This window comes from Acidithiobacillus sp. IBUN Pt1247-S3, assembly GCF_041146875.1.
Classification (GTDB): Bacteria; Pseudomonadota; Gammaproteobacteria; order Acidithiobacillales; family Acidithiobacillaceae; genus Igneacidithiobacillus.
This window is the reverse complement of record NZ_JBFRXP010000006.1, coordinates 102,647-117,822: the sequence shown is the minus strand read 5'-3', so window position 1 is coordinate 117,822 and position 15,176 is coordinate 102,647. Positions and strand designations below refer to the sequence as shown.

Below are 15,176 nucleotides of genomic sequence, written 5' to 3'. Positions count from 1 at the left end.
GCTTTCTGGTTAGCGGGTTTTCTCCAGCATTGGCTTGCTGGCGAAGGTGGGCTTGGCAAAACCGCCGCCTGCCTGTTCTTCGCTGTGGCCTTCTTCATCGTGATGGGTGAAGAGGGTGTCGGAGTGCGGAATGTTGTCCACGCCCTTGGCAATAACCCGGCTGAAGAAATACCAGGCACCAGACCAGACCATGAGTTCGAAGATAATGTAGCCAACAAACCAGATGATCTCCTGCGCCATGGTCATGTGGCTGACGCCTTGATAGGTCCGCATCAAGCCATACACCACCCAGGGCTGCCGGCCGATTTCCCGGGTCCACCAACCACCCCAGATGGCGAGATAGGGCAGGAAACCCGAAAAGATGACCGCCCGCAGGAACCAGGGGTGCTTGCGCAATTCACTGGCATTGAACTTGCCGCGTAAGCGCAGCCAATTCCCCCACAGGGCGACCAGGAAGAGGAAGAAACCAATCGCGACCATGGCGCGGAAGGCGTAGAACGGTACCCAAACATCCGGGCGATCGTTGGGCGCGAAATGGTCCATGCCGGTAACTTTACCGGTGAGGGTATGGGTTTCCAGCAGGCTCAAGACATAGGGGATAGTGATGGCAAAGCTGTTGCCGTCATTTTTGGCATTGGGAAACGCAATCAAATGCCAGCCCGTATTGACTTTACCGTCGGGCAGATAGGTGTGGTAATGCCCTTCCATGGCCGCCAAGGAAGTGGGTTGGGTCATTGCGACATCGCGCCCAACACTGTCACCCAGCCAGATTTGTACCGGAGCGACGATCAGCAGTGCCAGCAGTGTTGGCTTCAACAATTTGGTGAAGAGATCTGCGTTGCGGTTTTTGAGGATGAACCAGGCGCTGACGGAGGCAAAGACAAAAAGGGCCAGCTCCACGCATGCCACCCACATGTGCGGAAAGCCCCATACGAAATTGTCGTTAAGAATGGCACTCCACCAATTAGTGACCTGAAACAGGCCGTCTTTCAATACCACGCCGTTGGGCGTCTGCATCCACGAGTTGGCGACCAGAATCCACATCGCTGAAAGGGTAGAAGACAAGCCGACGTTGAAGGTGGCAAAAAGGTGCATACCCTTGCTGACCTTGCCCCAGCCAAAGACCATCAAGCCAATGAAGCCCGCTTCGTACATGAAGGCGGTAATGGTTTCAAAGCCAAGGATGTTGCCAAAGAACGGCCCGACGGCCTGGGAGAAGGGGCCATAGAGAATGCCGAAAGCCATCTCCATGGTTACCCCGGTGGCGACACCGGCGCCAAAATTGATGATGAGGATTTTCTCGAAGAAGCGATTGAGCTTGTACCATCGCTCATCGCCCGTGCGCAGCCAAGCAACTTCCAGAAAGAAAAGCAACCACGACATGCCAATGGTCATTGGGGTCCAAAGGATGTGCATGGAGGTGATCCAAGCGAAGTCCATACGGCTGAGGAGCACAGGTAACGTATTTTCTAAAACCATGACTCACTCCTGTTGTCAGTTTTGATCAGAACGTACAGTCAACATCAATGTACGTAGTTATATAAGCAAATGCTGTACCATAGGTAAAACATTGCTAACTTGTTGATACTTTGTTCCAGCAGTGCCCGTCATGGTTCATATCCACCAAGACAGAGGGGCATATCAACAATCTGATATTATTGATAAAAATAGGTAGTTATATGTTTTTTGGCTGATCAAGACGTCTATGCTGCTTGCTCAGTGGCGTTTATCGTGCGATTTTCACGCAACGTAGTGAGGAGAATCGGTGCTCAGATTTTTGCAAAAGAGGCGCTTTTGGCTGGAGCTGTTGATCTGGATGGTTTTGCTTGCCGGAGTCTATGCAGTTACGCAGTGGCGTGGCAGCAGTGCAGACATCGCGGTGCCGCGGCAGATGCCGGTCTTGGCAGTACGAACCCTGGGTGGACAGACCGCAGAAATCTCTGCTGCACCGGACAAAATGCTGCTCATCAATTTTTGGGCGCCCGATTGCCCGCCTTGCCTGGCCGAGACCCCAGCCCTGGTGCAACTGCAGCGTTGGTTCGGTGGCAAGGGCTTTAGCATTGTCGGCATTGCGGTGGACGGCAGCAAGTCCAGCGCGGTGCGCGCGCGGATACGGCAGTTGGGGATCAATTATCCGGTGTATCTAGCCAGCGGGCAGGGGGCCAGCCAAGCGCTGGGTGGGGTGTTATTGACGCCAACGAGCTTGTTGATAAATGAGAAGGGGCAAATCGTTGGGCGCTACGTAGGCGCCATTGCGCTGCCCGTGATTGTCTGGAACTTGTTTTGGACCTGGGTGTAAGGACGAGAAATTGAAGCAGCGTAAGAGCCTTTTTCGACAAACGGCCGGGACCTTGGCCCTGGGCATCATCGCGCTACAAATTTTTTCCGTACTTTCCATCATAGCGACGGTTCTTTATCCGCTCGGTCAGCGTTCTGCCGAAGACCTCGCCGGTCTATTGATCATGAGTGCGCAGACCTATCAGCAGTTGCCAGTCGAGCAGCGCACAGAGTTTTTGCGACGGGTTGCGCGGGATAATGGCATCTACATCGGCCCCCCACCGAATGATTTTAATATTAGCGGTAGTCGCAGTCATTTGTATGGCAAGATCTTATCGTATGTTTTGCATCAGCGCTTGGGGCAGAATGTTCCGGTTTTTACGGCACACGACCCGAAGGGCACGCTCTGGGTCGCCATTCCTACCCAAGGCAAATCGGTTTGGATGCACTTTGCGCGCCGTCGCCTCACTGGCACGCTGCCTTTGGGACTATTGGCTATCCTGGGCATTTCAACGCTAGCGCTCCTGGTTTTGACGATCATTCTGGTGCGTCGCGTATTGCGCCCTTTGGCAGTCCTTGCGGATGCCCTGCGTCGCAAGTGGAATGCCCCTCTACCCGCGCTGCCTGCCAATGGCGCCAAAGAATTTTATGATCTTCTGGACGCCTTCGAACGCATGCGCACGCGCTTACAAGCAATGATCGACCATCAGTCCTTGCTCTTAGTGGGGATTTCCCATGATCTGCGTTCGCCGCTGACGCGCATACAGATGGCGCTGGAATTTTTGCCGGAAGATACGCCTGCTGAATTGCGCGCGGGGTTAGCCGAAGATACAGAACGCATGACCGACCTACTGGCGCAGTCCCTCGCAATTGGCCGAGGAAGTTCCGCCCGTATTGCTGATCTTGATCTTGTTGCCTTACTTGCGGTGACAGGAGAGGCGTTTACGCGGGCTGGTGGTGACTGGCAGGCGAAACTGCCGCGCCGTTACCCGTTTCGCGGTGATTACGAGGCCTTGCGCCGTCTGTTTGATAACCTGCTGGATAATGTGCGCCGGTATGCCGGTGAGCGGGTAGAAGTGACGTTGCGCAAAAAGGATGGGCGTGGGGTACTGTCGTTTTGCGACTTTGGCCCAGGCATCCCAGAGGACCGTGTAGAGGCGCTTTTGGAACCTTTCAGTCGCGGTGATAGTGCGCGAGGGCACAGTGAGGGTAGCGGCCTGGGTTTAGCTATCGCGCGTCAGATAGCGGAAGCACAGGGCTTGCAACTGCGCCTCTATAATCGAAGGGAGCCTGCCGGGCTTTGCGCGGAACTCTCTTGGGAGCTGCGCGCAGAGCCGCGAACACGATAACTATGTGGTCAGACGAGTACCTGACGGCTTTGCGCAAGAAGCTCAAGGGTGCGCCGATCTGCAAGGCGGTAGTAAACCTTCGTTGTTGCCTTGCGCATCATCACCAGTCCCTGTGCTTGTAGCAGGGCAAGGTGTTGCGCGGCGTTGCTGTGGCTTGTATGCACCGCGCGCGCAAGATGTTGTAGATTCATTTCTCCGCGACTGAGTAGGCACAGCATGTGGTAGCGAAGAGGGTGGGCGAGGGCGCGCAGCGCATTTGCCAAACGGTACATTTCTGTCTCGTTGAGAAGTCTTTCGGTCATGACAGTTGCCTCGTTAGGGAATAGGTATCAGACCGGTGAGCAAAACGCGTGCCACTTAAGAACTCGTTAGTATTTAACTGATTTATATCATATATAATTCCAGGCGTGCGCGTTCTCTGTCGACTTGCGGCTACATGTTTTCGCGCTGGGGGCATCTTTCCCATGGAGCAGCGTGCGCAAATGTCGTTTGCCGGCGACAGGCTACAACTGGTTACGCCAATATTGATCCTCCTTGTCCATAATGCGCGTGGCTTCTTCCGGCCCCCAGGTTCCCGCTGGATAGGTGATGATATAGTCCATTTCGCGCGCCCATCGTTTGATGAATGGGTCAACGGCACGCCAAGCCCACTCGACCTCGTCAAAGCGAATGAACAAGGCCTTGTCACCTTCCATTACATCAAGTAACAAGGCTTCATACGCATCTAGCTCCTTTTCTCCATCCTTCCGATAACTAGCGTTGAGTTGCGTGGGACGAATACGCATCTCCAGCCCTGGTTCTTTCACGTGCAGCTCAATCTTCAGGCTCTCGGGCTCGAGCGACAGGAGTATCCAGTTTGGCTCAATACGGTCGATGGGGGTTTCGCGAAAGAGCTGTTGTGGCGTGTGACGGAAGCGAATAGCGACGCTGGAACTCTTCGCAGGCATGCGCTTGCCGGTACGCAAATAAAAGGGCACACCACGCCAGCGCCAGTTGTCGACATAAAACTTGGCCGCGACAAAGGTCTCGGTGATGGAGTTGGGTGCCACGCCGGGTTCATCCGCGTAGCCTGGCACGTGCTGATGATCGACTACACCTGGACCATATTGGGCACGAATGGCATGGGCATGGATCGCCGTTTTCGGGATCGGCCTGATCGAACGCAAGACCTTCACCTTTTCATCCCGCAAGGCATCGGCCTCCAGGGATGGCGGGGGTTCCATGGCAACCAGGGTGAGGATCTGCATCAAGTGGTTCTGCACCATGTCGCGCAGGGCCCCGGCCTGATCATAGTAGCCAGCGCGGTTTTCCACCCCCAACTCTTCGGCTACGGTAATCTGCACATGGTCGATGAAGTTGCGATTCCATACCGCTTCGATCGGCAGGTTGGCAAAACGAAATACCATCAGGTTCTGGACGATTTCTTTGCCTAAATAGTGGTCAATGCGGTAGATCTGCTCTTCGCGGAAATGCCGATGCAATTGTTCGTTGAGCTGAATGGCACTCTCAAGGTCGTTACCAAAGGGCTTTTCGATAACGATACGGTAATCGCCATCGCGATTGAAGCCGGCCGCCGAGAGGTTCTGCATCACTGGAAAAAAATCCTGGGGACGGATGGCTAGATAAAAAATGCTGCGCTCCGGTTGCTGGGCACCCTCACGCGTAAGTTGCTTGGCGAGATTTTGGTAAAGCTCCGCTTCGTGCAATTCGCCCCGTACGTAGTGAAAGCGTGCGGCAAAGTTATCGAATTGTTCTTGCTGAAAATCTCCGGCAAAAGACTCCAGCTGTTCTTGTAAGAATTCCAGCCAACCCTGGTCATCCCAAGGTCTCCTTCCAACTGCTTGAATTTGCAGTTCTTTTGGCAACAACCCTGCACATTGTAAATGATAGAGCGAGGGCAGGAGCTTGCGCGAGGCGAGATCGCCGGTGGCGCCGAAGATAACAAACTGACAGATACAATCGTCGCTCATTTCGACTCCTTTATCACGGCATGGCCGCCAAATTGGTTGCGCATCATGGCCAAAAGCTTGGCTGCGTAATCGTCCTTGCCTTGACTGGCCCAGCGCATTTGTAGTGCCAGGGTGATCACCGGGGCGGGAATTTTTTGTTCCAATGCCGCTTGTGCGGTCCACAGACCCTCGCCAGAATCGGCCACGACCGGCGCAATATCATCCAATACCTGGTCTTTTTGTAGCGTGTCGGCGGTCAGGTCCAACAACCACGAACGTACCACGCTACCGTAGCGCCACATCTCCGCTACTGCTGCCAGATCGAGGCCGAATTCCGTCTTACCCTGCAGGATAGCAAAACCCTCGGCTAGCGCCTGCATCATTCCGTATTCGATGCCGTTGTGGACCATTTTCACAAAGTGTCCGCTGCCCACTGGCCCACAATGGAGCCAACCTTTGTCGGTGCCTGGGGCAAGTATTTTTAAGAACGGCTCGACCTTTGCCACTGCTTCCGGATTGCCACCCACCATAAGGGCATAGCCTTCTTGCAGGCCCCAAACGCCGCCAGAAACGCCGGCATCCACATACTCTACGCCATGGGCTTCAACTTCCTTGGCCTGGGCCATGGAATCGCCATAGAAGGCGTTGGCACCATTTACCAGGACATCGCCTTTGCCCAGTAGAGGAAGAACCTCGGCAATGTGCTCCGCGGTTGGCACACCCGCCGGTAGCATCAACCACAACACGCGCGGCGTGGGGAGTTGATCCACTAGCTCCTTCAGTGTGTTAGCGGCTTGCATCCCGGTTTCTTTGGCAAGCTCCTGAGCTTTTTCCACATGCCGATTGTAGGCCACCACCTCGGCACCATCCCGCTGTAAGCGGCGTGCCATATTGCCGCCCATCCGCCCCAAGCCCACCATACCGATCTTGCCGACTGTCATTGCCCACCTCCTGACGTTTGCCCCGTTACACTGCTATTCTCTCAGTATAGTCAGAAGATAAGAGTAGGGAAGGTTAGTAATGGAGATTTCATTAGGCACGCCCCTCGCGGCGGGGGCAACACGGCTCTTGCTGCTTGGCGCCGGGGAGTTGGGGAAGGAATTTGTCATCGCGGCCCAGCGCCTGGGGGTCGAGACCATTGCCGTGGATCGCTATGCCGATGCGCCCGCCATGCAGGTGGCGCACCGTAGCCATGTGATCGATATGACTGATGCCGAAGCGATTTTGGCATTGGTGGGGCGAGAGCGACCAGATTTCGTGGTGCCGGAGATTGAGGCGATTGCTACCCAGGCGCTGGCGCAAATAGAAGAGCGGGGTATCGCTACCGTGATTCCCACCGCGCGGGCGGTACGCTTGACCATGGACCGCGAAGGGATTCGCCGTCTTGCTGCCGAGGAACTCGATTTGCGGACTTCGCCCTATGCGTTTGCTGGCTCGGCTGCGGAGTTGGAATCTGCTGCGGCGAATATCGGCTTTCCCTGCGTGGTGAAGCCGGTAATGTCCTCCAGTGGCAAAGGGCAGTCGCTGCTGCGTAGCCACGAGGACGTTGTTGCGGCTTGGGAGGAGGCGCAGAGCGCTGGACGGGTGACTGGTCAGCGGGTCATTGTCGAGGGCTTTGTCGATTTCGATTTTGAAATTACGTTGCTTACTGTGCGCGGCTCAGGCGAGACGGTATTTTGCGAGCCCATCGGCCATCGGCAGGAGGCTGGGGATTACGTTGAATCCTGGCAGCCGCAGCCCGTGGCGGAGAGCACTTTGCAAACGGCGCAAGGAATGGCACGGCGGGTGACAGATGCCCTAGGCGGACGGGGAATATTTGGCGTTGAATTTTTTATTCGTGGCCAGGAAGTATTTTTCAGCGAATTGTCGCCGCGCCCGCATGATACGGGCATGGTGACGCTTATCAGTCAGCGTCAGAACGAATTTGAACTCCATCTGCGCGCTATTCTCGGCTTGCCCCTAGACCCCGGTTTTCGTCGGCCTTCCGCTTCGGTGGTGATTCGCGCGGCCAAGGTTGGCTGGGGGCCGAAATATGAGGGACTTTCCGCCGCGTTGTCGGTGCCAGAGAGCGACCTGCGTCTGTTTGGCAAACCACAGGCAGAGAAACTACGTCGTCTGGGTGTTGCCTTGGCCAGTGCTGATACGGCAGACGAGGCGCGACAGCGGGCGGAAAAGGTGGCGTCGGCAATACAGGTCACTAATTTCGCTGGATGAGCGCCGGGTTATTCGACGGTTGCTTTGTTTTGTTGATATCTTCATGTTTCTGGGCCAGTTTGTTGTGCGGAATGAGTTTTTATTGGGAGAATGGCAGATGAGCACGATTCACTTTGTTGGTGGTGAGAAGGGTGGCGTTGGAAAATCTGTTTTGGCACGCTTGTTGGCGCAGTATTTTATTGATCACGAGATGGCATTTGTTGCCTTCGATAGCGACCGCTCCCACGCTGCGCTGATGCGTTTTTACGCCGATTATACGACGAAGGTTTCGGCAGATAACTATGTCAGTCTGGACCGCATCATGGAGGCGGCTGCTGCCAGTGATCAGATGGTCCTGGTCGATCTCGCGGCACAAACCCGGGAATCGCTCACTACCTGGATGGACGAATCGGATTTGCTTGGGCTGGCAACAGAAGTGGGAGTGAATATCCGCTATTGGCATGTAATGGACTCTGGTAAGGATTCTGTGGACCTGTTGCGCAACCTGTTAGATCGCTTTGACGTTCGTATGCACTATGTGCTGGTCCTGAATCATCTGCGCGGTGATGATTTTAGCCTGCTGCGCGATTCTGGTTTATTGGCTCGGGCTCGCGAGCTTGGCGCTCAGGCGATGGAGCTAAAACGCTTGCACGCCAGCACTATGAATAAGATCGATGCCAAGAGCAGCAGTTTTTGGGCGGCGCGGCAGTCCGACCCAGAAGCAGGTCTCGGCCTCCTGGAGCGGCAGCGCGTAAAGACTTGGCTGCAATCCGGCTATCACGAGATTGCCCGGGTGCTGGCGTAGACCACCCTTGGCTCTGATAGCATCACTATATCCGGCGTATCGTTAGGGTGGGCAGCGGGATGACCCTGCTCAATCTGCATCAATGGCCTAGACTTTCGCCTAAGACCTTGTGTTATATGGTGCCGTTGAGGGGAATCGAACCTCTGACCTACTGATTACGAATTAGCCGTTAGCATGTTTTACCTTGTTTGACGCTCTTGCATGCTCTTGCAAATAATCATTATAAACATCCTGTTACAGAGCAGTCTTCTTGCACGGAGTTGGACATCGTTGGTTGTGTTTTCCTCCCAACCGTCTACTATGTGTCTACTACCCTGGATAGTCAGTAGGTCACAAACATGCCTGAACTCACTCGTCTCACTAAGCGTGCCGTTGATGCCGTTCCCTTCCAGCCCAAAGGCAAGCCCCCCGCGTTTTACCGTGACGGCGAGCTGACCGGCTTTGGTCTGAAGGTCACGTCCGAACGAAAAATCTTCATCGTGGAACGCCGGGTCAACGGCAAGCCCAAGCGGATTACGATTGGCGCCTACGGCCCTTGGACACCAGACAACGCCCGTACAGAAGCCCAGAAGCTCCTGGCAGAGATGGCGGGTGGGAGGGACCCCCTTCAAAAGAAACGGGAAGCTCGGCAGCATCGTGTTACCTTACGAGAAGCGCTGGACGCTTACCTGCAAGGGCGGGAACTGAGCCCTAAAACGGTCACGGAATACCAGCGGGTGGGGGTACTCTACCTCAACGACTGGGCCGACAAACCCATCACCCAGATCAGCCGAGAGAAGGTCAGCCAACGTTTTCAGTCACTCACCAGCAACAACGGAGCGGCCACCGCCAATGCCGTGATGCGGGTGCTGAAGGCGGTGCTGAACTTTGCCCAGCACCAGTACGGGACCGAGGAACATCCCCTTTTCATCAATAACCCCGTACAGATCCTCTCACAAACCCGAGTCTGGAACCGAATCCCCAGAAGACAGGGCCACCTAGGGCCAGCCGACCTGGGTCCGTGGTTTCGTGCTGTGCAAGACCTCCCCAATCCGGTGCTCCGGGACTATCTCCTGTTCCTGCTCTTTACCGGGATGCGTAGAGAAGAAGCAGCGGGGCTCCGGTGGTCCCAGGTGGATTTTGCCAATCATCTGCTCACGGTCACCCAGACCAAGAACCACGACCCGCTGGCGTTACCGTTGTCTTCCTTTCTCTACGGCTTGCTCCAGCAGCGGCAAGTCCAGGCCAACCCCGACAGTCCCTATGTTTTTCCTGGAAATGGTCAGACCGGCTATATTCAAGAACCCCGCAAAGCACTGGAAGCGGTGGGGAGACAGACCGGCATTCTCATCACCCCACACGACCTCCGGCGGACGTTCATCACGGTGGCCGATAGCCTGGAGATCAGCCCTTATGCTGTTAAACGGCTCGTGAACCACCGGCAGGATAGAGGAGACGTCACCGCTGGGTATATCATCACGGACGTAGAACGGCTACGGGAGCCGATGGAACGGATTAGCCAGAAGATTCTGGAAAGGGTAGAGGAAGGATGACTGATGCGGATGATGTATTGAGCGTTTATCAGTTGGCTCGGGATAACACATGGATACCTCCTATCCTGCTCACCTTATGGGAATTCGCCTGTTACCTGTCTGAGTTAGATCCTAATCGTCTGCAGATCGTCGCTGCCCCACCGTATCCTGGCGCTCTTCCCTCTGAGTATCGGTTTCTCTATGATTCCGCAGCAGATTTTGCCGATGTGATCTACGAAAGCGAAGAAGGAAACGTTGGTGATCACAATGAGTTCGTGGATCTCACGAGATCTGCATGGCAGCCGGTAACCTTTCCGGACCATCGGGAGAGAACGGTGATAACCAGGTACTCGGCGCTTATGGATGCCAGAGATGCTGAGCTCATACGGCCTCTACCCACCAGACCAAACCATTACCGGTATGAGGTTCTTCAGGCGTATGCCCGGACTCAGGGTTGGGAGATACCCAGCTATCTGGATACCCGGCAACGAGTGCTGGACCCTGCGGACGTGGGTTACACCGCCCCACTGTTAAGAATGCTCTTGAAAGTGTATGACACGCACTTTTCGAACCTGACGGACGATTCTCCCCACCCGGACTTGGGTGCCATTGAGGAGGAAATTCAAGAAATGTGGAACGACCCTAGATGGCTCAGACAATTTAGCCAACCTATCCATCCCTACACCAGCACCGATGCCCGCCACATCCTACAGGTACTAAAGCGTGAATCGGAGCGCCGGTCTGGAAGAAGGCCTGATTGATCTGGCGATGACGGCGGGGACGAAGCCCATTCCTGGCGGTAAACGAGGGCACTGATCTCCCCAGGGTGAACGGGGGGCGCCTTTCGCACTTTTGCTGTATAAATATACAGTCTTACCTGCGGTCTGGAACCCTCTCCATCCCCTCAGCCCAGAAAGCCAAAGTCTGCTGCAAAACCACTCTGCCAAGGCACGGCTGACCTGGCCGTGGTATGTGTGACAGGAACCCTTTTTTGCACTTGAAAAAGCCATCCCGTAAGGGAGAGTTGCGGCATAGAGCTAAGGGGAACTCAGCAAGAGCATAGTGGCGGACCAGGCGTGTGTCTGTCCCAACGCTTCCACCAAACAACCACTTCAAAGCAGCCAATCCTGTGGCGTACAGGTAGCAGATCAGGAACCTCTGCAGCAAAACCCTCCCCAGCACCCCCTCCCTTCATCTGTATATACAATATCTACTTTAAGACCATTCCTAATAGGTTGCGGATTATCTTGCATCTTATTGATTATACAGCATTTCCCCTTATAGCTCTTTCCGTCACGGAAAGCGCGCATTGCATAATATATATAACCTTTTCATATAGTTAGCTCTTTGTATTATGGCACACGATCAGCACGGTGCTGACCACAGCGCCCGCAAGGGCCAATGGATATGGAGATCATGAAATGGGTTTGCTAACAACATCGGAAGCAGCAGTAATGCTGGGGATTTCCCAGAGCTGGTTGGAAAAAGACCGCAGCCTGTACGGAAGGGTGCCGTTCATCAAGATCGGGAGGCGTGTTCGCTACGATAAAGACGACATTGAAAGATTCATCAAGCATCACAGATTTTCTTCTACTTCAGAGATAAGCGCTGCAACGTCTGGTGGTAAATAGCCGCAGAAAATAGCGAATGCAGCATTCACCTAAAATTGGTACAGATCTCCATGGATAATGATTTATTTTATGGATCTATTGTGATTGTATCTTGGCCAGGCTTGGCACAATCCACCAGGCAAGCTGAGCTTATTTGAATGTAACCAACGAGGACATAACGGTAATGAACGAAGCATATATTCAATTTTTAACAATGATGTACGAGACTGAATGTTTTTTTGATATGCGCAACGGAGATACAGAATGAGCCTGAAACTAACCGTCCTGGAAACTGCTTCACGCAACAAACTCTGCAAGACCTTCACCCTTAATGATGAGGGAAAGATTGCCGCAAAACCGTATGATATGGTGAAAACCTTTGACGTTGTTGCTCCGCCATGCAACACCATAGAGATCATTGACGATCTTTTTGCGCTCCTTTCGGTTCTGGCGATCCAGCCCAGAAGAGCTGTTATCCGGGGGGTTTACAAAGGTGGAGGTGATGGTAAAAAGGTAGCGCGAACACTGGATAATTTCGCGGAACCCGCTGAAGGTACGCGCTGGGTGATGCTGGACATTGATGGCGTTGAACCCCCAGAAGGCATGAATCCCCAGAGTTCCGAAGCGTTTGACTGGCTGATCCAGGAAAAGCTACCCGCATGCTTTCATGATGTCAGCTATGTGGCGCAGGTCAGCAACTCTGCGGGTATTCTGAATCCTGACGGAACCCCTTACCGGTCGGGGGTGCGGGTGCACTTGTGGTTTTTGCTTCAGCAACCCGTTCAGGGCGTGCTATTGTCCGCGTATCTGGAGGGATTTTGTTACGATACGGGATTCTACTCCCTTCGGGAGCGCGCTGGCATTGTTCCTTTGCCGGTAACAGGTATTGACCTGTCAGTCATCAAGAGCGCGGTACAACTTCACTATACGGCTAATCCGATTGTTGATAAGGCGATACGCACCAGCATCAGCGGCAGTGATCGGGTACGTTTGGTACCGCATGCACGTCCTGCTGTTGATCTACCAGACCTGCGGAGTTTGGATCCTCAGTCCGTTAGCGCGAAAAAGAAAGGGATTCGTGACGACTGGGCGAAGAAAAATGGTTATGAAACAGAGAAGATGCGGATTCGGGCCAACAAGAAGATCCAGGACCAGGAGTATTGGGCACCCCCTGCGGGTGAGCTGAAGACCGGCAGGGAACTGGTGAGCAACCGGCTAAAAATGGGAAAGACGGTGGTGCAACTTTTCTTTACCGATGAGAACACCCCTGGGTCCTGGTACGTGAAGAAGTCTGATCCGTGGTTTTCGTACCGGTACGGAGACGATGCTTGCATCCCGCTGAAGGAGCTGTCTGAGGGCGCTTACGCTTTGGTCCGGGACCAGCTGGGGTGGATCACAGAGGTGGACGTTGGGGTTGATGCTGAGTCTTACTTCCCCGACGGGATTAATTGGCCGGAGAACTTTTATCCATTTCAGGCTTACGCAGACAGGATATGGTTTATAGAGGATAGAAAGGACGGCGTCATATACCATCCGATGTGCTCGCCCATTTATGTACGGGACCGCTGGGAGCAGATGGGCAATGGCGCGTGGGGGTTAACGCTCACCTTACAAACCCCCACAGGAGAGTGGAAAAACCTGTTTTTGTCTAAAGGAGCCTTGTATGGACGCGAAGACTTCCGCAAAACACTGGCAGAGGCAGGTGCAAGTTTTTATGAGAAAGGGGACAAAGGCACCATCACCAATTATCTGGAGCGGTACTCTGTGCAAACACTCCGGCGCGTCTCAGAGCGTATCGGCTGGATAGGACAGCAATACGTCCTTCCCGCTGTGACCATCGGCACGCCTGATGGGGAGGAGTCCATTGGCTTTGCCGGAACCTTTCAGCCCGACCCCTTTGCCACAGGTGGGGAATTGGCCGAGTGGCAGCGGCTGGTATTCGAGACCTGTCAGGGAAACAGCAATTTCTTGTTGGCGCTTGCTGTGGCCTTTTGCGGTCCTCTGCTCACACCGCTACGCTTGCTGGAAGACAACATTGGCGTGTACCTCAGGGGCTCTTCAAGCTCAGGCAAAACGACCGCTCTGCGCCTGGCGGCTTCTGTCTGGGGGGACCCTGGGATCTTTGTCCAGAGTTGGCGGGCCACCAGTAATGCCCTGGAATCCATGGCCGAGGGGCGGAATGACAGCCTTCTGGTATTGGATGAGTTGGGGCAAGCGGGTCAGGACATTGGCGCGGCTGTCTATCTCTTAGGCAATAAGCAAGGCAAGGTCCGGCTCCGGCAAGATGCTAGCCAGCGTCCGGTGGCCCAGTTTCGGCTTGCATTTTTGGCCAGCGGTGAGGTGCTCTTAGCGGACTTGATGGAGTGGGCTGGTGACAAAGTGATGGCCGGGCAAGAGCTTCGCTTCCTGGACGTGGACGTGACCAATGGACGGTCTACAGGGGTGGTTCAGGCATTAAACGGTATGGGTAGTTCCAAGGAGCTCATTGACCGGATCAATGCTGGGGTGAGGATGCATCATGGTTGGGCGGGGCGGGTCTTCTTGGAGCGGTTTTTACAACTGCCGGAGGAGCGGAATCTGATGGACGAATACCAAAGCTTTCAGCAAAACTGGGCCACAGCGGAGCTGGGAGAGGCGGAGGTGGATGGTCAGGTCCGACGAGCAGCTTACAACTTCGGGGCTCTGGCTTTTGCTGGAGAACTAGCCATTGATTTGGGAGTGCTGCTGCTACCTGGTGGGAGCATTCGCTCAGCCTGCGCGGAACTCTTTCAGCTCTGGCGGGAAAATCGGGGCGGAGACGAATCGTCCGACCTTCTCCGGGCAGAGCTGGAGCTGAAACGAAAGCTCTTGGCCCAAGGACAACTTAAGTTCACATTTCCCGGCTATGGCAAACTAGCCGAGCAACGGCTCAGCGGGGAAATGTGGGGAGATTTCAAGTTCTACGACAAGGGAAAGGAAGACGGTCCAGAAGGCTGGTTCCGGATCCCCACGGAGGTCTTTCGGCGGGAATTTTGCCAACGGGTAGACCAGCGTGCCTTCACCAAATACCTGGCCGATAAAGGCATCCTCGAAAAGAGCACTGCAGAAACAGCCACCATAACCATCTTCGGTTCCGTTCGGTGTTTTAGGGTCCGGTCCTGGATGCTAGGTGATGTAGCCGAGGGCGAGCCGAAGGGAGAGACTAACGAGGATTGGCAAAAACAGGACCAGTTTGATCCTTTGCTAGACGACGATACGGTGGTGCCTTTTGGAAAAGGCCGAAAGCGGACGGCGGGAGGGTAAGTAGGGGGGGGTGGGGGTGCGTGGTAGGGGGTTTTGGACCTTCTACGCATTCGCCATCACGGGGTAAGAAATGACGTTATGACGGAAGCGTCATCTCCGCGTCACCTAAAAAAACCAATAGATTCAAAGGAAATGACGAAATGACGAAATGACGCCCGAAAAAGGGATACTGGCAGATAGAAACACGAACGCAGTGCAAC

At 54.5% G+C, this 15,176-nt stretch carries 12 protein-coding genes; 8 read left to right on the top strand and 4 right to left on the bottom strand.

Annotated elements, in window-relative coordinates; translation table 11 throughout:
* Positions 1–9: 9 nt before the first annotated feature.
* The gene (locus AB4090_RS06095; protein ID WP_369572975.1) at positions 10–1,479 is read right to left on the bottom strand and encodes a cytochrome ubiquinol oxidase subunit I; all 1,470 of its coding nucleotides are present in this window, start codon (positions 1,477–1,479) and stop codon (positions 10–12) included.
* A 337-nt stretch (positions 1,480–1,816) separates the two neighbouring features.
* Here AB4090_RS06095 and AB4090_RS06090 point away from each other — a divergent pair, with 337 nt between their 5' ends.
* Positions 1,817–2,299 (top strand): TlpA disulfide reductase family protein, encoded by a 483-nt coding sequence (locus tag AB4090_RS06090; RefSeq protein WP_369573026.1) that lies wholly within the window; start codon positions 1,817–1,819, stop codon positions 2,297–2,299.
* Between the two features lie 10 nt (positions 2,300–2,309).
* Positions 2,310–3,626 carry an ATP-binding protein gene (locus tag AB4090_RS06085; RefSeq protein WP_369572974.1) on the top strand — a complete coding sequence of 439 codons (1,317 nt, stop codon included), beginning with the start codon at positions 2,310–2,312 and terminating at the stop codon, positions 3,624–3,626.
* 8 nt (positions 3,627–3,634) lie between these two features.
* Here AB4090_RS06085 and AB4090_RS06080 read toward each other — a convergent pair whose 3' ends face one another.
* From AB4090_RS06080 to gnd, 3 genes are all read right to left on the bottom strand, one after another.
* A complete protein-coding gene (locus tag AB4090_RS06080; protein ID WP_369572973.1) occupies positions 3,635–3,928 on the bottom strand; it encodes an ArsR/SmtB family transcription factor in 294 nt (97 codons plus the stop codon).
* 201 nt (positions 3,929–4,129) lie between these two features.
* Positions 4,130–5,596 (bottom strand): glucose-6-phosphate dehydrogenase, encoded by a 1,467-nt coding sequence (gene zwf, locus AB4090_RS06075; protein ID WP_369572972.1) that lies wholly within the window; start codon positions 5,594–5,596, stop codon positions 4,130–4,132.
* Positions 5,593–6,516: a phosphogluconate dehydrogenase (NAD(+)-dependent, decarboxylating) gene (gene gnd, locus AB4090_RS06070; RefSeq protein WP_369572971.1), complete on the bottom strand. Its 924-nt coding sequence runs from the start codon at positions 6,514–6,516 to the stop codon at positions 5,593–5,595. Before gnd ends, zwf begins: the two co-directional genes overlap by 4 nt.
* A 79-nt stretch (positions 6,517–6,595) precedes the next feature.
* Here gnd and purT point away from each other — a divergent pair, with 79 nt between their 5' ends.
* The 6 genes from purT (at position 6,596) to AB4090_RS06040 (ending at position 14,976) form a co-directional block, all read left to right on the top strand.
* On the top strand, positions 6,596–7,789 hold the full coding sequence (gene purT, locus AB4090_RS06065; RefSeq protein WP_369572970.1) for a formate-dependent phosphoribosylglycinamide formyltransferase: 1,194 nt from the start codon (positions 6,596–6,598) through the stop codon (positions 7,787–7,789).
* 97 nt (positions 7,790–7,886) lie between these two features.
* A complete protein-coding gene (locus tag AB4090_RS06060) occupies positions 7,887–8,573 on the top strand; it encodes a hypothetical protein (protein ID WP_369572969.1) in 687 nt (228 codons plus the stop codon).
* A 338-nt stretch (positions 8,574–8,911) separates the two neighbouring features.
* Positions 8,912–10,105, top strand: a complete 1,194-nt coding sequence (locus AB4090_RS06055; protein WP_369572968.1) for a tyrosine-type recombinase/integrase — start codon at positions 8,912–8,914, stop codon at positions 10,103–10,105.
* A complete protein-coding gene (locus AB4090_RS06050; RefSeq protein ID WP_369572967.1) occupies positions 10,102–10,845 on the top strand; it encodes a hypothetical protein in 744 nt (247 codons plus the stop codon). The genes AB4090_RS06055 and AB4090_RS06050 overlap by 4 nt, the downstream gene beginning before the upstream one ends.
* Before the next feature lie 660 nt (positions 10,846–11,505).
* On the top strand, positions 11,506–11,715 hold the full coding sequence (locus AB4090_RS06045; protein WP_369572966.1) for a helix-turn-helix domain-containing protein: 210 nt from the start codon (positions 11,506–11,508) through the stop codon (positions 11,713–11,715).
* Positions 11,716–11,958: 243 nt separating this feature from the next.
* Positions 11,959–14,976: a DUF927 domain-containing protein gene (locus tag AB4090_RS06040; protein ID WP_369572965.1), complete on the top strand. Its 3,018-nt coding sequence runs from the start codon at positions 11,959–11,961 to the stop codon at positions 14,974–14,976.
* The last annotated feature ends 200 nt before the right edge of the window (positions 14,977–15,176 follow it).